This is a genomic window from Solicola gregarius (assembly GCF_025790165.1).
In the GTDB taxonomy this organism is placed as follows: Bacteria; Actinomycetota; Actinomycetes; order Propionibacteriales; family Nocardioidaceae; genus Solicola; species Solicola gregarius.
Genome location: NZ_CP094970.1, coordinates 2,090,236 through 2,109,614, shown reverse-complemented (window position 1 = coordinate 2,109,614; position 19,379 = coordinate 2,090,236). Strand labels below are relative to the sequence as shown.

The following is a 19,379-nucleotide window of genomic DNA, read 5'->3' as shown; positions in this document are numbered from 1 at the left end:
GCGCTGCAGCGCTCGAGTCCGACTCGTCAGTGCCCTGCACCAGCGAGCGGAGTCTGCACGACGGCGAAAACCTCCCACTCTTCGTCTCGGTCGGCGACGAGGCGATGGCTGCCGCGTGCCTCGAACGCCACGCCGGACCCGACGACCAGGTCGGGGACCGTACGCGATGCCTGGATCGTGCCGGGGTCTGCCAGGGCCGCGACGCGCGCAGCGACCTCGAACGCCGGGCCGCGCGCGACGGGCGTCGCCTTATCGATCTCGCCGACATGCAGGCCGACCCGGGCGTCGCCGCCCGCGGGCACCGACACCATGGACCGCGCACAGGCGAGGGCACGGGCCGGACCGTCGAACGTCGCGACGAGCCGGGCCGCCGACTCGAGGATCGCGCCGCGATGGCGTTCGACGAGGTCGGTCGCGACGATGCCCGGCTCGCACACGAGCACGGTGGCCAGGACCCGCTCGGGAGTACGTTCGCCGGCCAGGCCGGACACGAGTTCCTGGACGGCGGCGAGAACGCCATCGGTTTCGCCGGTCCAGATCACATGGTCGCCCGGCTGCTCGACGTATCGCGCGTCCGGCAGCCGGCTCGCCAGGAAGCGCCCATGTTCGGGTGGCGTGACCCGATCGTCGGCACGCTGGATGATCAGGGTGGGCGCCTGCACACTCGGCAGCACCGAACGTACGTCGATGTCGCGGACCATCGCCAGCATCCGCAGGAAGTCACTCGGGCTCACCGACATCCGCTCCCGTCGCCCGACGAGCTCGACGGCACGGGCGGAGTCGGCCATGCTCGGCGCGTACCGCTCGATGCTGTGCCCGAGACCCCACGCGCTGTCCGCGAGCCGCTCGAAGTCGGCGAACATCGAAGCCGACGACCGCCCGCACGGATAGTCGTACGCCGGCGACCACCTGGCTGAGGCGCCGGAAAGCACGAGGCCCGCGACCCGCTCCGGGTACGTCGCCGCGAACAGGAGGCTCATCGGCCCGCCCTCGGAGTACCCGAACAGCACGGCGCGCTCGCTCCCGCACGCGTCCATTACCGCGCGGACGTCGTCCATCCGCTCCTCGAGCGTCTGCGCACCGGGCGCTCGATCGGACGAGCCGGTATCGCGCTTGTCGAACAGGATCAGCCGGCCTACCGCGGCGAGCCGGGTGAAGAAGTCCGCCGTCGAGCGATCGTCCCACCAGAGGTCGAGGTGGCTCAACAGCCCCGGTACGAAGACGATGTCGGGTGCGCCCTCGCCGACGACCTGGTACGCGATGTGCACATCGCCGCTCGTCACGTACCGCGTCGGCGGAGGTGACACGGTACGCGCGGGCACCAGCAGGTCCTCGGTCAGCACTCGCTGGTGCACGTCGCGAAGCCCGGCCCCCGGATCCACGCCGAGCTCGTCGCGCAGCCGCGCTCGAACCGACTCGAAGACCGTCAAGGCATCGGCCGCCCGGCCGGATCGGTACAGGGCCGTCATCAGCTGACCGTGCAGGCGCTCGTCGAGTGGGCGTTCGGTCGTCAGCCCGCTTAGCTCCGCGACGAGATCCGCGTGTCGGCCGAGCTCGAGGTCGGCGTCGATGCGCATCGCGAGCGCCGACCGCCGGAGCTCCTCGAGTCGTACCGCTTCGGACGCCAACCCCGGCACGTCGGTGAGCGCGGGTCCTCGCCACAGGGCGAGCCCGCCGGCAAGGGTGTCCGCGGCTGCGTCGAGTCGGCCTGCCGCGTACGCCGCACGCCCGCGCGCAACCTGGCCCTCGAAGTCACGCGCGTCGACGACGACGTCGTCGCCGACCAGGAGATATCCGGCCCCGCGGGTCTCGATGACGCCACCGAGCATCGAGCGCAGGCGCCAGACGCAGGTGTGCAGCTGACCCGTCGCCGACTCGGGTATCTCGCCGTCGACCCACATGGCCGTCAGCAACCGGTCCGCCGAAACGACGCGGCCCACGTACGTCGCCAGCGTCGCGAGGACGGTTCGCGCGCGCGCACCGGGCAGCGCCAACGGGGTACCGGACGCGGATGCCTCGACCCGCCCCAGCACTCGTACGTCGACCCGGTCGGCCACATGGTGACTCTACGGCGATCGACGGTCGAAAGAGAGAGTGCAGAGCGGACGCAGAGCGGAGCCGCCTAGCGTCGTCGGCGCCGGGGGATGGCCGGCCGACGGCGCCGGTCACGGAGCCGGGGAGGGGTTGGTCCTCCCCGACTCCGCCCGCGAATGGGGTGATGAGTGTGACGACGTACGTCTTCGACAACACGGGTGCGCAGGCGCCCGACAGGTTCGCGGCGCTCGAGCTGTATGACCCGTGGTGCCGCGAGTGGCTGGCGGCGACCGGGCTTCGCAGCGGGAACCGTTGCCTGGAGATCGGGGCCGGCAACGGCTCGATCGCGGCATGGTTGGCGTCACGCGTCGGCGGGTCCGGCTCGGTCCTGGCGACCGACATCGACACGCGGCGACTACCGGCGCTGTCCACGGCGGGTGCGGACATCGCGTGGGGACGTAACGCGTACCGCGCGGTCGGTGACCTGGGCTTCGTCGACGCGACGGTACGCGGGTACAGCGAGGTATGGCGCGGGGGCACGCTCGGAACCCAACTGCACAAGGCGAACGCGTTGCAGACCCGCGACCGCATGATCGACTCCGGCCTGGCGACCGCGGATGAGGTCGACGACTTCCTTCGCCTCATGGATGAGCCGGGCTTCGCCGTCAGCTCGTACCTGATGCTGTCGACGACCGCGCGGCGCCCGCTGCGCTGACCACCGGCACCCGACGGCAGGCGATCCGAGGACGCCTGCCGTCGGCGTACGTCATACCGCGAAATCCCGCCGAGCCGAACCATGGGATTGTATTATCGCCTTAGTCGCCTATACTACTCGAGATTCATGAGTTAGCCCCTCCGCGGGGCGGGAAAGGGCCGTAATGAAACACAAGCTGAAGTTCGCAGTGGCAGGAGCGCTCACTGGGGCGTTGGCCTTGACCGCCTGCTCGAGCAGCGGTGCATCGTCCGACGACCAGCTGAGTCTGGTTGGATACTCGGTCCTCGAGGCCGCCAACAAGCCGATCATCTCCGACTTCCAGGAGACCGACGCCGGCGACGGCGTCGTCTTCAAGGAGTCGTACGGAGCGTCCGGCGACCAGAGCCGCGCGGTCGAGAACGATCTCGACGCCGACGTCGTGCACTTCTCTCTCGAGACCGACGTGACCCGGTTGGTCGACGTCGGACTCGTCGACAAGGACTGGAAGTCCGGACCGACCAAGGGAATCGCGACGTCGTCGGTCGTCGTCTTCGTCGTACGCAAGGGGAACCCGAAGAACATCCAGACGTGGGACGACCTCGTGAAGCCCGGCGTCGAGATCATCACCCCGAACCCCGGCTCGTCGGGCTCTGCGCGCTGGAACATCCTCGCCGGGTGGGCCCATGCCACCAAGGGCAAGGAGGACGATGCGGCCGGCAAGGCGTACGTGACGAAGTTCCTGAACAACGTCATCGCCCTGCCCGGCAGCGGGCGGGAGGCGACGACCGCGTTCACCGGAGGCAACGGCGACGTCCTCATGTCGTACGAGAACGAGGCGATCCTGGCCAGGCAGCAGGGCGAGGACGTCGACTACGTGGTTCCCGACGACACGCTGTTGATCGAGAACCCCGCGACCGTCACCTCCGACGCCGCGCCTGCAGCGCAGGACTTCCTGGACTACATGCTCAGCAAGGATGCGCAGCTGGACTACGCGAAGAGTGGGTTCCGCCCGGTCATCGACGGCGTCACCACCGACGTCGAGGGCGCCAACGACCCGAGCGACCCGTTCCCGGAGCCGAAGACGCTCTACACGATCGATGACAACTTCGGCGGCTGGGACGCCGCGGCCGCCAAGTTCTTCGACGAGGAGTCCGGCATCATTCCCGAACTGCAGCAGAAGACGGGTCAGACCGGATGACGTCTGCGACTGCCGAGCGCCTGACCCGGCCGGGGCGCAACAAGCCCCGGTCGGGTCCGGGCTCCACGCTCACCCGGGGTTCGTCCCTCGGCCTCGGCATCGCCGTCATGTGGTTCAGCCTGCTCGTACTGATCCCACTCGCCGCGGTCGTCGCGACGGCGGCCGGCGGCGGCTGGGACCAGTACGTGACCACGCTCTCCAACGCGCAGACGTGGGCCGCGATCCGACTGACCGTCGGGCAGTCCCTGGTGGTGACCGCCGTCAACGTGGTGATGGGCACCGTCATCGCGTGGGTGCTCGTCCGGGACCGATTCTGGGGCAAGTCCGCGATGGACGTCGTGATCGACATTCCGTTCGCGCTGCCGACGATCGTCGCCGGCCTGGTGCTGCTCTCGTTGTACGGGACGAACAGCCCACTCGGACTCGAGTGGGCGAACACCAAGCACAGCGTGACTCTCGCGCTCGCGTTCGTGACCCTGCCGTTCGTCGTACGCACGGTGCAGCCGGTCCTCGAGGAGCTGGAGCCCGAGGTCGAGGAGGCCGCGGCGTCTCTCGGGGCGGCACGGCTCACCATCTTCCGGCGGATCATCCTGCCGAGCCTGACGCCGGCCATCGCCGCCGGTGCCGCCCTGTCGTTTGCCCGTGCCATCTCCGAGTACGGCTCGTTGGTGCTGTTGTCGGGCAACCTGCCGTTCGAGACCGAGGTGGTGTCGGTACGCGTGCTGACGTTCATCGAGAACGGCAACAACGCGGCCGCCGCGGCCCTCGCATCGGTGATGCTTGCCGTCGCGCTGGTGGTCATCGTGGGGCTCGACATCCTGCAGCGGAGGGTGGCGCGTCGTGGGTAGTCGAGGCACCGCCGTGCGCTGGGGGCTCCGGCTCGTCGCGCTGGTGTACGTGTTCCTGCTCGTCGCCTGGCCGGTGGCGCTGGTCGTCAAGCACACCTTCGCCGACGGTTTCACCGCCCTAGACGAGGCATTCTCCGACGCGAACGTACGCAACGCGTTGATGCTCACCGCCGAGGTCGCGCTGTGGGCCGTCGTCATCAACCTGGTGTTCGGCGTGACGATCTCGATCCTGTTGGTTCGCTACGAGTTTCCGGGCAAGCGACTGTTGTCCGCGCTCATCGACGTGCCGCTGTCGGTCTCACCGGTCGTGGTCGGTCTGGCGCTGCTGCTCGTCTACAACGGGCGCGACGGCTGGTTCGGACCATCGGTCGAGGGAGCCGGCCTCCAGGTGATCTTCAACAGCCCCGGCATGATCATGGCGACCTGCTTCGTCGCGCTACCGCTGGTGATCCGCGAGGTCGTGCCGACGCTGACCGAGGTGGGCGACGACCAGGAGCAGGCCGCACGATCGCTCGGGTCCAACGCCCGCCAGACCTTCCTGCGGATCACGCTGCCCAGCATCAAGTGGGCGGTCGTGTACGGCGTGGTGCTGTCGCTCGCCCGCTCCCTCGGCGAGTTCGGCGCCGTGAAGATCGTGTCGGGAAACTTCGCCGGCCAGACCCAGACGGCGACCCTGATCGTCGAGCAGAAGTACCAGAACTTCGAGCAGAGCGCGGCGTACGCCACGTCGTTCATCCTGGCGGCGACGAGCGTGCTGTGCATCGTCGTCGTGTCCATCCTGCGTCCCAAGGAGCGGCACTGAAATGAGCATCGAGATCGCCGGCGTCGGCAAGCGCTTCGGAGACTTCGTCGCGCTCGACGACGTCTCCGTATCTATCCCGACCGGCCAGCTGACGGCCCTGCTCGGACCGTCCGGCGGCGGAAAGTCCACGCTGCTGCGCATCATCGCCGGCCTGGAGTCGGCGGACACGGGAACCGTGCAGATCGAGGGGACCGACGCGACGAAGCTACCGCCGCAGAAGCGCAACGTCGGCTTCGTTTTCCAGCACTACGCGGTGTTCAAGCACATGAGCGTCGCCAAGAACGTCGCATTCGGTCTGGAGATCCGCGCACCCGGCAAGGCCCGCGTACCCCTGACTGCGCAGCGGCGCGACGACCGGACACGGATCCAGAAGCGGGTCGAGGAGCTGCTCGACCTCGTGCATCTCTCCCAGTTCGCGGATCGCCTACCGGCCCAGCTGTCCGGTGGTCAGCGCCAGCGAATGGCGCTCGCCCGTGCGCTGGCCGTCGAGCCGACCGTACTCCTGCTCGACGAACCGTTCGGCGCGCTGGATGCCAAGGTACGCAAGGAGCTTCGCGACTGGCTCCGACGGCTTCACGACGAGGTACACGTGACGACCGTGTTCGTGACGCACGACCAGGAGGAGGCACTCGAGGTCGCCGACGAGATCGTGGTGATCAACGAGGGCAGGGTCGAGCAGGTGGGTACGCCCGACGAGCTGTACGACGAGCCTGCCAACGACTTCGTGATGGGCTTCCTCGGTGAGGTCACGACGCTCGACGGGCAGCGGGTACGACCGCACGACATCGACGTGGAGACCACGCCGGGCACCAGGGACGCGGCACAGGGCGAGGTCGTCCGGATGCTGCGGATCGGCTTCGCGGTTCGGTTGAACGTACGTACCAACGACAGTGAGGATGTCGTCGTCGTGCTCACCCGTACCCATGCGCGCACCCTCGACCTCGACGTCGGCTCGCGGGTCTGGTTGTCACCCGCAGCCGCCGCCGGTGCGCGGCTCGATGCGACCGTCCGGGCCGTGTAGTCGGGTGAGTCAGCGGTGATCGAGTTCTACTTGGACGGCGAGTCCGGCGTCTCGGCGTATCGCCAGATCGCCCGGCAGGTTCGGCATGCGCTGACGCTCGGGATGCTCAACCGCGGCGACCAGCTGCCGACGGTCAAGGAGGCCGTCGCGCAGCTGGCCGTCAACCCCAACACCGTCCTCAAGGCGTACCGCGAGCTGGAGCGTGACGGACTCGTCGAGGCACGACCGGGTGTGGGTACGTTCGTGAGCGCGAGCATCTCGACCGCAACCATCGCCGCCCATGCGCCGCTGCGGCGTGAACTCCAGCGCTGGCTGCGCAGCGCCCGCGCTGCCGGGCTCGACGACGCGAGCGTCGAGGCCCTGTTGTTGACGACCTTTCACAACGAGGCGAGCGAAGGCGTGGCGTGAGCACGTCACCCCCGAACTGGACTGTTCGGGCTGGTCGGCTCGTCGCCCACGCCATGCTCGTCGTCCCGGTGCTTCTCCCGTGAGACCCGATGGTGGGGACTCCACGGGACCGGATCATCGCGCCAAGGATCGGACACTTGGGTGAAAGTCGAACCGAAGGCCGGCCCCCACCGATCGGCACCTTGCCAGACGCCGACAGAGCCACGTAGTGTCACCGAGCGTTCCGCTCAAAGGACGAACACATATCGTCGTGACCGGCGGAATCTACGGGGTGTGCCAGGATTGGATCGAAGGGCGTTTGGTGGCGGAAGCAATCTGATGGGCACTCATATTCGTACGACGCGGGCGTAAAGTTCGCTGGCATAATAGGGGTCGATCTAGGCGTAACTCGCGCATACAACGGAGAGTCGAAACTTGCCTACAAGATTCGTAAGCGCGGCCGTCGACTTTGTGGCAACACGAACCCTCCGGCGATTGCAGGAAAGATCATGGAGCGAGGGCGTCGGCGGTAGCAGCGCCGGTCCGAGTCGACCGCGTACGATCAATTGGCGCGCGCGCTCGATAGTAAGACTCGTCCTCTTAGGGGCGCTTTTCATGGTGGTAACGACCGCGTGCTTGAATGGCGGTGCCGACAACTCAAGGGCAGAGTATGACCATACTAGTGGGCCCCTGTCGGCAAGTTCAGGGCTCGGCGGTAACTCAATCCAGGCGCCACGAGTTTCGCCATGGTTTGCTACTTTTGGTGGCTTCGTCCTCTGTTCGCGTGACGAATCGACCGAAATCGTCCTCAAGGATGTCCGCACAAAGTCGACTTTGAACCCGATCTCCACGACACCGATGTTGCGATTCCTGTCTGAAGGTCGCATTAGGAGGGCGTCCCCGTCCGACGCGGAAAGATATCTTCCATTCTACACTGCGACTGGAAGTCCACCTACCTTCCGAGGTCGCGGGAGAGATTGGTTTCCCGGTGACTACTCTGCGGATATCAGTGGGACAGCGATCGTGGAGACGTGTGAATCCACGGGGTCCACTGTCACGGAGCTGTCGCAAGGGCGTCCAGGAGGAGGAGCGCTGCAGGAGTTGGTTCTCGTCCTGAAAGTGGCCGAGCGAGGCGCTCGCGTCCGCGATCTTTACATCGACTATCTCGCGGACGGCAGCCCGGCGACCCTCCACCTAACGTGGGCGATGGTGGCGTGCGGACAGCAGATCCAGAATCGACAGCTGTGTTAGTGGTCAGGCCCCGAGTTGATCGGGAGTCAATACGAGCCTCATGCCCACCCAGTGCTGACGCTCCAGAAGGAGTCCCGAGCCAAGAGCGTTGATTGATGCCCTTGGAGTGCATGCGCAACCCGACAAGGTCGCGGAGGCTTCACGCTCACCAGTGCCGATCCCAAGGGCACGAACGACATCCGCAATCACAGCTTCGGCTTGTGCCTCGCGTGCACCCAGCGGTGGAAGAACCGGTCGAGATCCTTGCCGCTGATGTGCTCGGCCAGCCGGCGGTACTCGCGCTCGCTGCCGATGCCGTTGTTGCGGTGCACCCAGCGCCGCGACAGGGCGAAGAAGTCCTTCGACCCGATCGTGCGGCGCAGTGCGTGCAGGGTCATCGCGCCGCGCGTGTAGACCGCATCGTGGAACAGCCGTCGCGGGCCCGGATCGGCGACCTTGAACCGCCAGTACTTGGCCGATGCGGGCCGCTTGTAGTTGTAGTGGAACAGCTGCTTGACGGTGTTGCGCCCAAGGCGTTGGGACCACATCCAGGCCGAGTACGTCGCGTACCCCTCGTTCAGCCAGATGTTGCGCCACCGGCGGATCGCGACCGCGTCGCCGAACCATTGGTGCGCCATCTCGTGCGCGATGATGCTCGTGTTCGCTGGTCGCTTCAGGTTGTGGAAGAACGACGCGTCATACACCGGTCGGGTCTGGTTCTCCAGCGCGGTCGTGAACCTCCGCGTCACCACACCGCCGATCTGGCCGTACGGGTAGCGTCCCCACCGCTTGGCGAGGAACCGCGTGACCCGGCCGGTTGCGCGTAGGCTGCGCCACGCCGCGCGATCCGTCTTGCGGCCGATGTGCTTCTCCACGGCGTACAGGTACGGCTGCCCACCCTGAGTACGCCCGCGCCGGATGCGGTAGTCGCCAAAGGTGGCGAATGCGAGATACGTGGCCATCGGTTTGCGCGGCCGCCACCGCCACGTGGTCATCGAGCCGTGTCGGACGCGGCCGGCGAGCCGACCGTTGCTGATCGCCTGACGCCCGGTCGGGACAGTCAGGTCGATGGCATAGCGCGCCTTGTCCGACGGATGATCGTTGCTCGGGAACCACCACGGCGCGACGTTCGGTTGGCCGGCCGCGAGCGCCAGCCGCGGGTTCGTCTTGAACGCGGTCCGGCCGTGCCAGCGGATGCTCCCGGGCTCGCCGGCGTACGCGACCCGCACCCGGAACCGCTTCCCGCGCCGGATCGCATGCCGGGGACGGATGACCAGCTCATGCTTCGACTGCCGGAACCGCACACGTTTGCCGTTCACGCGTACGCGCTTCGCGCGTACCAGCAGGTCGAGGTTGAACCGCGTCAACCGTTGCTTCGCCCGCGCACGTACGACCGTGTTGCCGACGAGGCGGCGACTCTTCGGGTGATACGTGACGTCGATGCCGTAGTGGGCGACCCGGTATCCGCCGTTGCCGTACTTCGGGAAGTACGGATCTCCGATGCCGTCGTCGCCGACCGATGCGGGCGCAGCATTGGTCGATCCCGATATACCCGCGACCAACGCGATCGAGGCGGCGAGCGCAGTCACCGATTGCAGCTTCCCCATTTCGGCAGTCTAGGTCGTGATTGACTCCCCGGTCATCGACCGTTGGGTCCTACGGCGACCTTCGCGAGGTCGATGTTGCCCGGTAGTGCCTCCTGGTCGTTGATCCGGACCCGCAGCGCAGTGACGCGGTACGCGCCGCCCGCGGTCCGGTCCTGGATGTTCGCCAGGATCTGGACCCGATCGCCGTACGCATCGGCCTCTCGAAGAGCCGGCATGATCTGGTTGGTGAGCTGGCCGACGCCCTCGTAGATGCCGTGCATGACGGCCGCCTTCAGCGCGTACACGAGCGGCTGGTAGAGCGGAGACAAGTCGCTCAGCTGCACGGTGACGGGTGCGGAGCCGACCGGCTTGATGGTGATGGCCGACTTCTCAAGTTCGCGTACGACCTCGTCGATCACCCGCTGCGCCGTGGAGTTCAGTGCCGGCGCGATCCCGGTGTCGATCGCCTCGGTCACGTAGCTGACGACGTTGGTGCCTTGCCCGAGTCGGTTGACGTCGATGCCCATCCCGGCGAGGAACCGGTCGGCATCGAGTCGCACCGTGCCGCGCGTCGGATCGATGTACAGGCCGTGGTGACGTCCCGCGCGGCGGAACACGTCGACGAGTCGGTCGGCGTTGGGCGGCTTGATGCTCACGTCCATGAACGGGTTGTTGCGCAACGTGTCGCAGGCCGGCTTGACCTGTGGGATCGGTGCCAGCATCGTGTTGCAGATCTGCGCGATCGGCCTGGACCGCCCGTCGAACGCCGACCAGATCGGGCCGAGGCTCGCGTAGAAGTCCTTCAGCGCGGGGAATCGGGCGCCGACCGACACGTTGCCGAGCTGGTATCCGAGGCAGTGCTTCGGGTGGTCGAGGTTGCGGCAGGACGACGCGGGCGCCACCGCGCGTTTGGCGTCCATCGCGCCGACGGCGGTCAGGCCACGGAAGCCGACATGCAGGTTCTTGACCTGGTCGGTGACGAAGTCCGGCACCCGCCCGGCCATGAGCTTGGACAGGTTGACCGTGGCGCTTGTCGGAACCCGGTGGCCACCGTTGTCGCCGATCGGGCCGGACGAGCTCACCAGACCCGCGTACGCCCGGGACCGACCGTTCGGCTTTGCCTGCGCGAACTGGGTCACGGCACCGATCGTGACCGCGTCACCGAACTCGAGCCACTTCGCGTACTTCTTCAGCGGGATCAGGTTGCCGAGCAGCGAGCCTTCGAGTCTGTTCGTCTTGGTGACCGTGCGCCCGCCGCGCTGATGAGCCGTCACACCCTTCAGCGCGGCGAGCGGACCGAGGTCGACGCTCGCGATGTCGGCCGAGAGGAACCGAGCTCGCGCAGTCGAATGGTCGTCGGCCATGGCGGGCGCCGCCGTGAGGCAGGCGCCGGCCATGAGTGCGGACACTGCAGTCAGCGTTGCGGACCGGCGGATCATCTCAGCGCGCTGCCTCGCGCAGACGGTCGGTCATCCAGTCGATCGAGGACTGGCCATCGACGCTGATGGTGTTGCCGACGAGGTAGTGCCCGTGGCTGCCCTCCCGAATGAACCGGTCGATCTCGAGCCCGGTCTTGATCGCCTTCGGGATCAGCGTCATAACGTTCTTCTCGCCGAACGCACGCGACCACTTCTGCAGGTCGAAACCGTTGCGTTGGATCATCCTCAGGCCCTGCCGGATGATCGAGGTGTCGGCGAGTGCGGACTTGCCGAACTTGCGTACGAGCTCACGCAGCAGCGTCGAGTCGTCCGCGGAGCAGTAGATGTCGCCGGGCGCGCAGACCGAGAAGGTGCGCGAGTTCACCGCGCCGAACCCGCCCTTGCGCATGCGGTCGATGCCCTTGCCCGGTACGGCCGGCCCGACCAGTTGGTCGTTCTGCGTCCGACCGGGGTCTGCCCACAGTCCGCCGACCGCGAGTCGGTCCGGACGGATCGGGCCATTGCCCTGACCGATGGAGTGCAAGACATTGCCCGCGACGCGAGCGCCCTGGGAGAACCCGATGAGCGCGAACCGGCTGCCCGGGCATTGGCGCGCCTTGACCGCGATGTACGCCTTGGTCGCCTTCGTACCGAGGCGTACCGACTTGCGGTACGACATGGTGATGCCGATGTCGGCGGGATAGGGGACCTGCTGGTACGTGATCCGGCCGGCGTCGCGCTCGGGTTGGAGCTTCGCCGCGACCTGTCCGATCAACACGTCGGGCTTGGTGAAGTCGATCCCACTCGGCAGATTCGCGGTGCCGCCCCCTGGCAGCGTCGTGGGCGCGCTGTAGATCAGCTCGTAGCCGGTTCCCGGCGCGCCGACGACCTGCAGCGGTGCGCACGGCGCATCGGCGCTCGCCGGTGCGGCGGACGTTCCGACCGCGGCTATCGATCCACCGGCCACCATGGCCGCGGATGCCAGCAGTGCACGTACCTTCATGAGATCCCCTTCGCGGTCGACTCCGACGTCGCAACGCTAGGGGCGTGTTCGTGGTTCGGGCATCCTGCGGCAAGACAGGGGCCGGGCCGGGGTCAGGCCGCGACGGGCAGCCGCTCGTACCCGCGGAGCACACGGGTCGGCTTCCGCACGGGACGCCCGCTCAACCGCAGGTCCGGCAGGCGTTCGTACAACGTGCGCAACCCGACCGTCGCCTCCATCCGGGCGAGACTCGCGCCGAGGCAGTAGTGCACTCCCGACGAGAACGCGAGATGGTCGCCGGCGTTGCTGCGGGCGACGTCGAACCGATGCGGGTCGGTGAAGATCTCCGGATCGCGGTTCGCACCCGCGAGCATCACCAGGATGGCGCGTCCCTTCGGCACGCGTACGCCCTCGACGTCGGTGTCCTCGTACGCCTCCCGCAGGGTGAGCTGGACGGGCGACTCGTATCGAAGCACCTCCTCGACGGCGTTGTCCCACAGGTCATCGCCGCGCGCCTTCGCGAGCTGGTCGGGGTGCGCGTCCAGCAGCGCGACCGCGTTGCTGATCAGGTTGACCGTCGTCTCGAAGCCGGCGCCGAGCACCAGCAGACCCGTTGCGCGCATCTCGTCGTCGTCGAGGCGGTCCTCGCCCTCGAGCTGGGCCAGCTCACTCAGCAGGTCCTCGCCCGGATGCTGGCGCAGGTACGCCGCGTGCTCGTCGAACCAGGCGTACATCGCGCGCAGGTCGTGCTCCGCATCGCGGTAGGTCCGCCACGCGAGATCGGGATCAAGCGTCACGGCCGCATGGTCGCCCCATTGCAGGACCCGCTGACGCATGTCCTGCGGCACACCGAGGATGTCGGAGATCACGGCGACGGGGAGCTGTGAGGCGTACCGCTCCACGAGGTCGAACTCGCTTGCACCGGAGGCGACGATGCGATCGATGAGGTCGTCGGCAACGCGCTGCACGCTCGACTCGAGCCGGGCGACCGCCCTGGGTGTGAACACCCGCGAGACCCGGCGGCGGTTGCGAGTGTGCTCCGGCGGATCGATCGCGAGCATCGACGGAGGCGACAGCGGGCCCAATGCGCCCGGCTCCGCGACCCGGTCGAGCAGCCTGCCGACCGGTGCCGGCAGCCCGCCGGTGCCGCCAGCAACGCCGAACGCGTCGCTACGCAGGATGTGGTTGGCCGCCTTGTATCGCGTCGTCGCGCTGATGTACCGGCCGTCGAACACCGGCCCGCGCTTGCGTACCTCGTCATAGGTCGCGTACGGATCGGCGCGCAGCTGCGGGTCGACCACGAGCCGGGCCAACAGATCGCCTCGACGTGCCCCCAGATGGAGGAACCACCGGGTGAAGCCGTACCCGCACGCCCACGTGGCGAACACCCGGCCGGGTATCCGCGAGCGCCGGTTGGGTCCCCAGTCGGTCGACTCGCTCGGGTGCAACGCCCCGCCGTGTGCGACCGGGCAGGTGGCCGGGTCACCCTTGGGCACGGGCGCCGAGCCGTGCGGCGTTGGCGCTGAGTTGTTGACGGAGCTGTCAGGCGTGGACAACGGCGATCCCCTCCATTCGTTTCGTGGCGGCGGCATACGGCTCGCCGTTCGCACATCTGTCGAGGACCCGCAGCAGGCCCGCGTTGCGTACCGTGAGCTTGCGGAACGTCTCGGCGAGCACGGCGTCTGGCAGCTCCGGGTCGAGTTGTGCCTGCACCATCAGTGTCCACCGGTACTCGAGTGCGCGCACGAGGCTGTCCCGGTCGCCGAAGATCTCGGCGTACGTCTCGTCCCAGGGCAGCTCGCCCGTCGCGTCGCGCTCGATCACCGAGGTGATCTCGCGGATCGCCTGCCAGCGCCGGCGGGTCTCGTCCCAGCTCATCGTTCTCGCCTCCCCATCTCGCGTCGTTGCGATGACCCGACGCTATGTCCGCGGCACCCTCCGGGGCATCGAGCGACGGTACGCAATCGGCCTACTACCGTGGTAGGAGTCGGCCTGCCCACCACGGGACGATGCCGATCACGCGCGTACTCCTTAGGCTGAAGGCATGGACGGCGGCATCCTCGCGGCGATGAAGGGGCTTCCGGCCCGCATCGAGGAGGGTGGTGCGCGGCACGGACTCGCGTACGCGTGGTGGATTCCGGCGATCTGCGCCGGCAGCACTGTGATGCTCACCGTCATCTCGTTGGTGCAGCGCGACGCGCTCCTTCCGCCCCGCTCGGTGGCCCTGTCTCTGGTCGTGATCGTCGGCGCGTTCCTGCTCGAGTTCGCCACCCAGAAATGGCTGCCGTGGTGGGTCATGACCGTGCTGGTGTTCGCATCGGTGGCCTGGCTGTTGGCCGACGACTCGGGCATCTCCGCGCCCTATGACATGGCGCCCGCGATCCTCGCCTTCCTCGGTGCGCAGATCACGGCCACCGATGGCGTCCGGATCGGCTCGGTCGTGACCGCCCTGTCGATCGGTCTCATCGCCGTCGTCGGCTTCGACGGCCGCGCGGTGCACGTACTGGAGATCCTGCTCGGACTCATGGTCGGCGCCATGCTGCGCTGGCAGATGCGTGCGCTCGTTGCCGAACGAGCCGCGCGCACCGGTGAGCGCGAGCGCGCGACGCTCGCCGAACGGCAGCGGATCGCCCGCGAGATCCACGACCTCGTCGGGCACTCGCTCAGCGTCACGCTGCTGCATGTGACGGGAGCCCGGCGGGCGCTGACCGAAGACGAAGACATCGACGAGGCGGTCGACGCGCTTCGCGATGCGGAGCGCATCGGGCGCGAGGCGATGACCGATATCCGCCGTACGGTCAGCGTCCTCGCCACCGAGCCGTCCGGCACGCAACCACTGCCCGCGGCCACCGAGGTGCGCGAGCTCGTCGAGAACGTACGCGCCGCCGGCCTCGCCGTGTCGTACGAGGAACACGGCGACCTCGCGTCGCTGACTCCGGCCGTTGGCCTCGGCATCTACCGCGTCGCGCAGGAGTCGCTCGCGAACGTCGCGAAGCACGCGCCGTCGGCCCCGGTACGGATGCGACTCGATATCGACGCACACCGGGCGCGGCTCCACGTACGCAACCCGATGCCCGAACCGCGTACGCCGCTCGGCGACGGCTCCGGGCTGGCCGGCATGGCCTCGCGCGCCGAGCAGCTGGGTGGGGGCTGTCGTACCGGTCCCGACGACGATCACTGGGTCGTCGAGATGGTGGTCCCGGCAGGCGACGCCACGGCGACCGAGGTCGCGATCGACGATCCCACCTGCATCGTACGAAGGGTCATGCCGTGAGCGAGTCCGCGAATCCCTCGATCCGCGTACTCCTGGTCGACGACCAGGAGCTCGTACGCTCCGGCCTGCGCAGGATCCTGCGCCGACGCGACGGCTTCGAGATCGTCGCCGAGTGCGCGGACGGGGCCGACGTGCCCGATGCACTCGCCGGCCAGCCCGCCGACGTCGTGGTCATGGACCTGCGGATGAAGGGCGTTGACGGGATCGAGGCCACCCGACGACTACGCGCGGACTCCACCGCGCCCGCCGTGCTCGCACTCACGACGTTCGACGATGACGAGATGCTGTCCGGTGCGCTGCGCGCGGGTGCGGCGGGATTCGTGCTCAAGGACTCGCCGGCCGAGGACCTGATCCGCGCGGTACGCACCGTGGCCGGCGGCGAGTCCTGGCTCGACCCGGCCGTCACCACGCGCGTACTCACGACCTATCGAAGTGCGCCGCCGACGCGGCAGTCTGCACCGAGCGAGGCGTTGACCACCCGCGAGTACGAGGTGTTGCAGGCGATCGGGCGGGGCCTGTCGAATGCCGAGATCGCCGGCACACTGCACATCTCGGAACTGACGGTCAAGAGCCACATCGGCCGCATCTTCACCAAGCTCGGGCTGCGTGACCGCGCCGCCGCGGTCGTGTACGCGTTCGACCACGGCATCGTCGTACCCGACGAGACGAACGGCTCTCGTTAGCTCGTCTCGGCGAAGTTCGGCCAGAGGTCGGTGCGTACGCCCCACCGCTCGGCGAGCTCGTCGAGCTGCGGTCGGTACAACGCGGTGACGGCTGCCTGCAGCCCATCCGGCCACTCCCAAACGAACTCGCCGGCCGATGACGACGACGGTGCGGACACCTCCGTGAGTGGCGCCGGCGGAAGTCCCACCGCGCCCCAGATGTCGGCGCACGCGGGTGCCGGGTCGTGACGCACAGCCTCATAGGTGTAGACGCGAATCCGTTCGGCGCCGACGACTCCCGCCCACAGGTCGAGTTGCGGCGCGTACATCCCGCACCACTGGCCGTACGCGAGCGCCGCCTCGTACGGCCAGGCATGGCGTGGATACTTCACCCGACGTCGCAGTCCGGACGCGAGCCGTTCGACCGGGTCGCGCAGGATCACCACGATCGGCGCGCCGTCGGGCAGGAGCCGCGAGGCGACGGCGGGGACGGATGCGTTGTTCAGGTAGCGCGGGGTGAAGTCGCCGCGGCGGAGACCGTCGTCGGGAAACTGTGCGAGGTAGTCGCCCTCGTCGAGTCTTCCGCGGGCGATCCGCTGCAGTGCCTGTTGCTCCTTCTTGCCGTTCGTGCCCACTCCGACGTCCGGGTGCTGGACCAACAGATCGGTCAACCAGGTCGTACCGCTGCGCTGCGCGCCGATACCGAGCCACGCGGGTCCGCGATGCATGGCTGTAGCGTACGCGTACGGCCGCGAGGTGCCTGCGTGCTCAGCCAACCAGGCCGGCACGCTTGGCGAGTTGCGCGGCGAGGTCGCCCGGGTCGAGATCGCCCGCCAGCACCTTCGACGTCGGCCACGGTGACGTGTCGACACCCGAGAGCGCCTCGAAGTCGGCGAGGTCGGGGCCGTAGAGGTCGGCCAGTGCGCGGATCGCGTCGCCGGACGGCGGAGCCCCACGGTGGTCGCTCGTCCCTGCATGGCTCCGCGTCAGGCTGGGATAGCGCCGATAGCGATCGATCCCGAGGAAGTCGGTGACGCGGTCGAGCGTCGACGTCGGCTCTCCCACCAGGTCGCGGAAGTCGAACATCAGCCATTGGTCGCGGTCGAAGCACTCGAGCCCGCGACGTACCTGCTGCCCGTAGAGTCCGCGCGCCGCGAGCGTGTGCGTACGGATGGTGACGTCTCGGCTGTCGGCCGCGGCGGCCGCGGGAAGGGCAGCGAACCGGTCATCGGCGATGACGTCATCGAAGTCGGGGAAGAACGGGTCGCGGTCGCGTTCCATCGACCACTGCGAGAACGCCCGCTCGATCGGATCGCGAAAGCTGGCGATCAAGCGCATATCCGGGTTGTAGTCACGCATCCGTTCCAGGGCCCGCGGCCAGAACAGGTAGATCGGCGTCATGTCGCCGGCGATCCGATGCCATGGTTTGGTCGGAATCGCGTGGTAGTCGGCGTAGTCCGGAGGGTCCCACTCGAGGGTCTCGTCGTCGAAGAAGTGTCGTTCCTTGATCTCACCGCGCACGATCCGGCGGTGGCGGCCGAGCAACGTGTACAGGGTCGTGGTCGCGGCCTTCTGCACGCCGACGACCGAGAAGGTGATGGGAAGCGGGGGTGCCTCCACGGTCGGTGTCACAGAACCCGCATCGCTCACGAATCCTCCTCGTCGTACTCCGATGCCGGCAGCACCGTGATCGTGAGTCCGGTCCGGCCGAAGCCGGCCTCGATGGCGGCGGCGTCGACGACCTCGTAGCCGCTCGCATCGGCCGATGCCTGCGTGAACGGACCCTTGTACATGATGGCCCGTGCCTCCAGCCGTACGTACGCCGCCCAGACCCTTGGTGCGGCGGCGCCGTTGCCGGCGGCGGCGAGTCGACGAAGATCGAAGGTCGCCTTGAACCCCGCGGCCGGCTCGACGCGCGATACCAGGCGCTCGACTCCGAGGGACAGGACGACGCTGGCGGTCGCGTCGTCGAGTCCGACGGCGTCGAACCCTGCCGATCCCTCGAGTACGAGGCTGCCCTGGTCCATCCGTACCGAATGCAAGGCTGCCCGCCAGCCCAGCTCAGCGTCGCGCAACCGGTACAGCCGCAGTGGCACCTGCGCCTCCGGGTCGTTCCAGTACGGCAGCTCGGCCAGCACCTCACCACCGGCGACCATCGTCGGCAGCCGATCTCCGCACGCGGCCGCGTACCGCACGATGGCGGCAGCCTGGCGACGTCGCCCTTGCCGTACGAGCCAGCCGACGAGCCGGTTCGGGAGCGACAGCGGGCTGCGCTCGAGCTCGTCGTCGGTCCAGAACTCGCGGACCGCCTCGTGTAGATGCTGCCAGTACGCGTCCGTACATCCGGGTATGTGTGCGAAGTATCGCCACAGGTCGCCCGACAGCACGCGTTCACGGAACACCGTCCGCGTCGTCGCGCTACCCAAGGCCTCGACGAGCTGCAGCGAGTCGCGCTTGGTGGCCACTCGGTCCACGAGATCGTCCAGGTCGTCTCGGGTGTCGGTGATCGCCGAGCCATCGGTGCGGATCCGCCAGTTGTACACCACGGGCGAGATGACGTCGAAGCCGTGGGACGCGAGGTACGCGCGGGTGATGGCGACCTGGTCCTCGTACCGGACGCCTTCGGGGAACGAGAGCCGGTGCCGATGCCAGAAGGCCCGCCGGAACACCTTGTTCCACGCGAAGACATCGCCGAGCATCTCGGGGTAGTCCTCGACCGTGATGCCGCTACGTGGGCGCGCATGCAGCGATCGGATCCAGCCCGGCTCATCGTACGAGCCGTCGTCGATCCGGCGCATCGAGCCCACCGCGAAGTCGGAGCCCGACCGGGCGAGCGCCGAAACCAGGCTCTGGTAGGCGCCTGCGGCGACCGTGTCGTCGGAGTCGGCGAACGCGATCAGGTCGCCGCGCGACTCCGCGACTCCGCGGTTGCGGGCCGCGCCGAGCCCACGATTGCCGGTCGTCACGACGCGCACGTCAGGGTGCGCCGCCGCGTACTGGTACGCCACCGCCGGGGTCGCGTCGGTCGACCCGTCGTCGACCACGATCACCTCGCTGGGCGCGTACGTCTGGGCGACGATGCTGTCGAGGCACGCGCCCAGATACGGCGCGACGTTGTACGCCGGGACGATGACGCTCAGCCGAAGGCCTTGCGTCGCGCCGTTGACCCGGTCGCTCCGAGGATGCTGCACGTGCTCCATGCCATCCCTGCTCAATGGCCGTGCGCCGGAGCCGCCCGGCCGA

The 19,379-nt window shown here is 68.2% G+C and carries 17 protein-coding genes; 8 read left to right on the top strand and 9 right to left on the bottom strand.

All coding sequences use genetic code 11. The features are described 5' to 3' along the window. Nucleotides 1-26: 26 nt before the first annotated feature. A complete protein-coding gene (locus L0C25_RS10490; protein WP_271636440.1) occupies nucleotides 27-2,057 on the bottom strand; it encodes an alpha/beta fold hydrolase in 2,031 nt (676 codons plus the stop codon). Between the two features lie 161 nt (nucleotides 2,058-2,218). Here L0C25_RS10490 and L0C25_RS10485 point away from each other — a divergent pair, with 161 nt between their 5' ends. The 6 genes from L0C25_RS10485 to L0C25_RS10460 all read left to right on the top strand — a co-directional run bounded on the left by L0C25_RS10485 (nucleotide 2,219) and on the right by L0C25_RS10460 (nucleotide 7,005). Further along, nucleotides 2,219-2,749, top strand: coding sequence for a class I SAM-dependent methyltransferase (locus L0C25_RS10485; RefSeq protein ID WP_271636439.1), 531 nt, complete (start codon nucleotides 2,219-2,221; stop codon nucleotides 2,747-2,749). A 163-nt stretch (nucleotides 2,750-2,912) separates the two neighbouring features. Then, entirely contained in the window at nucleotides 2,913-3,926 is a 1,014-nt protein-coding gene (locus L0C25_RS10480; RefSeq protein WP_271636438.1) for a sulfate ABC transporter substrate-binding protein, read from the top strand. After that, the gene (gene cysT, locus L0C25_RS10475; protein ID WP_271636437.1) at nucleotides 3,923-4,774 is read left to right on the top strand and encodes a sulfate ABC transporter permease subunit CysT; all 852 of its coding nucleotides are present in this window, start codon (nucleotides 3,923-3,925) and stop codon (nucleotides 4,772-4,774) included. Before L0C25_RS10480 ends, cysT begins: the two co-directional genes overlap by 4 nt. Then, nucleotides 4,767-5,576 (top strand): sulfate ABC transporter permease subunit, encoded by an 810-nt coding sequence (locus L0C25_RS10470; RefSeq protein WP_271636436.1) that lies wholly within the window; start codon nucleotides 4,767-4,769, stop codon nucleotides 5,574-5,576. Before cysT ends, L0C25_RS10470 begins: the two co-directional genes overlap by 8 nt. A gap of 1 nt (nucleotide 5,577) precedes the next feature. Beyond that, nucleotides 5,578-6,597, top strand: coding sequence for a sulfate/molybdate ABC transporter ATP-binding protein (locus L0C25_RS10465; RefSeq protein ID WP_271636435.1), 1,020 nt, complete (start codon nucleotides 5,578-5,580; stop codon nucleotides 6,595-6,597). Between the two features lie 15 nt (nucleotides 6,598-6,612). Continuing rightward, on the top strand, nucleotides 6,613-7,005 hold the full coding sequence (locus L0C25_RS10460; protein WP_271636434.1) for a GntR family transcriptional regulator: 393 nt from the start codon (nucleotides 6,613-6,615) through the stop codon (nucleotides 7,003-7,005). 1,415 nt (nucleotides 7,006-8,420) lie between these two features. On the opposite strand, the gene L0C25_RS10455 is transcribed toward L0C25_RS10460, so the two are convergent. From L0C25_RS10455 to L0C25_RS10435, 5 genes are all read right to left on the bottom strand, one after another. Next, nucleotides 8,421-9,821 (bottom strand): M1 family metallopeptidase, encoded by a 1,401-nt coding sequence (locus L0C25_RS10455; RefSeq protein ID WP_271636433.1) that lies wholly within the window; start codon nucleotides 9,819-9,821, stop codon nucleotides 8,421-8,423. A gap of 32 nt (nucleotides 9,822-9,853) precedes the next feature. Beyond that, nucleotides 9,854-11,209, bottom strand: a complete 1,356-nt coding sequence (locus L0C25_RS10450) for a choice-of-anchor G family protein (RefSeq protein WP_271636432.1) — start codon at nucleotides 11,207-11,209, stop codon at nucleotides 9,854-9,856. Between the two features lie 31 nt (nucleotides 11,210-11,240). Next, nucleotides 11,241-12,221, bottom strand: coding sequence for a cutinase family protein (locus L0C25_RS10445; RefSeq protein WP_271636431.1), 981 nt, complete (start codon nucleotides 12,219-12,221; stop codon nucleotides 11,241-11,243). Nucleotides 12,222-12,313: 92 nt separating this feature from the next. Further along, on the bottom strand, nucleotides 12,314-13,756 hold the full coding sequence (locus tag L0C25_RS10440; protein WP_271636430.1) for a cytochrome P450: 1,443 nt from the start codon (nucleotides 13,754-13,756) through the stop codon (nucleotides 12,314-12,316). Next, entirely contained in the window at nucleotides 13,743-14,078 is a 336-nt protein-coding gene (locus tag L0C25_RS10435) for a hypothetical protein (protein WP_271636429.1), read from the bottom strand. The genes L0C25_RS10440 and L0C25_RS10435 overlap by 14 nt, the downstream gene beginning before the upstream one ends. A 166-nt stretch (nucleotides 14,079-14,244) precedes the next feature. On the opposite strand from L0C25_RS10435, the gene L0C25_RS10430 reads away from it, so the two are divergent. Next, on the top strand, nucleotides 14,245-15,474 hold the full coding sequence (locus tag L0C25_RS10430; protein ID WP_271636428.1) for a sensor histidine kinase: 1,230 nt from the start codon (nucleotides 14,245-14,247) through the stop codon (nucleotides 15,472-15,474). Further along, on the top strand, nucleotides 15,471-16,157 hold the full coding sequence (locus L0C25_RS10425; protein WP_271636427.1) for a response regulator transcription factor: 687 nt from the start codon (nucleotides 15,471-15,473) through the stop codon (nucleotides 16,155-16,157). The genes L0C25_RS10430 and L0C25_RS10425 overlap by 4 nt, the downstream gene beginning before the upstream one ends. Here the strand turns inward: L0C25_RS10425 and L0C25_RS10420 are convergent. From L0C25_RS10420 to L0C25_RS10410, 3 genes are read right to left on the bottom strand one after another with little or no spacing between them, the layout of a single operon-like run. Further along, nucleotides 16,154-16,864: a sulfotransferase domain-containing protein gene (locus L0C25_RS10420; RefSeq protein ID WP_271636426.1), complete on the bottom strand. Its 711-nt coding sequence runs from the start codon at nucleotides 16,862-16,864 to the stop codon at nucleotides 16,154-16,156. The genes L0C25_RS10425 and L0C25_RS10420 overlap by 4 nt on opposite strands. 40 nt (nucleotides 16,865-16,904) lie before the next feature. Beyond that, nucleotides 16,905-17,786 (bottom strand): sulfotransferase family protein, encoded by an 882-nt coding sequence (locus L0C25_RS10415; RefSeq protein ID WP_271636425.1) that lies wholly within the window; start codon nucleotides 17,784-17,786, stop codon nucleotides 16,905-16,907. After that, a complete protein-coding gene (locus L0C25_RS10410) occupies nucleotides 17,783-19,336 on the bottom strand; it encodes a glycosyltransferase family 2 protein (RefSeq protein WP_271636424.1) in 1,554 nt (517 codons plus the stop codon). Before L0C25_RS10410 ends, L0C25_RS10415 begins: the two co-directional genes overlap by 4 nt. Nucleotides 19,337-19,379 lie beyond the last annotated feature (43 nt).

Excerpts from the sequence above, each read along its gene's own strand:
- L0C25_RS10485 (WP_271636439.1), top strand. The coding sequence starts at position 2,219 with ATGAGTGTGACGACGTACGTCTTCGACAACACGGGTGCGCAGGCGCCC.
- L0C25_RS10465 (WP_271636435.1), top strand. The coding sequence starts at position 5,578 with ATGAGCATCGAGATCGCCGGCGTCGGCAAGCGCTTCGGAGACTTCGTC.
- L0C25_RS10435 (WP_271636429.1), bottom strand. The coding sequence starts at position 14,078 with ATGAGCTGGGACGAGACCCGCCGGCGCTGGCAGGCGATCCGCGAGATC.
- cysT (WP_271636437.1), top strand. The coding sequence starts at position 3,923 with ATGACGTCTGCGACTGCCGAGCGCCTGACCCGGCCGGGGCGCAACAAG.
- L0C25_RS10445 (WP_271636431.1), bottom strand. The coding sequence starts at position 12,221 with ATGAAGGTACGTGCACTGCTGGCATCCGCGGCCATGGTGGCCGGTGGA.
- L0C25_RS10480 (WP_271636438.1), top strand. The coding sequence starts at position 2,913 with ATGAAACACAAGCTGAAGTTCGCAGTGGCAGGAGCGCTCACTGGGGCG.
- L0C25_RS10410 (WP_271636424.1), bottom strand. The coding sequence starts at position 19,336 with ATGGAGCACGTGCAGCATCCTCGGAGCGACCGGGTCAACGGCGCGACG.
- L0C25_RS10455 (WP_271636433.1), bottom strand. The coding sequence starts at position 9,821 with ATGGGGAAGCTGCAATCGGTGACTGCGCTCGCCGCCTCGATCGCGTTG.
- L0C25_RS10420 (WP_271636426.1), bottom strand. The coding sequence starts at position 16,864 with ATGCATCGCGGACCCGCGTGGCTCGGTATCGGCGCGCAGCGCAGCGGT.
- L0C25_RS10430 (WP_271636428.1), top strand. The coding sequence starts at position 14,245 with ATGGACGGCGGCATCCTCGCGGCGATGAAGGGGCTTCCGGCCCGCATC.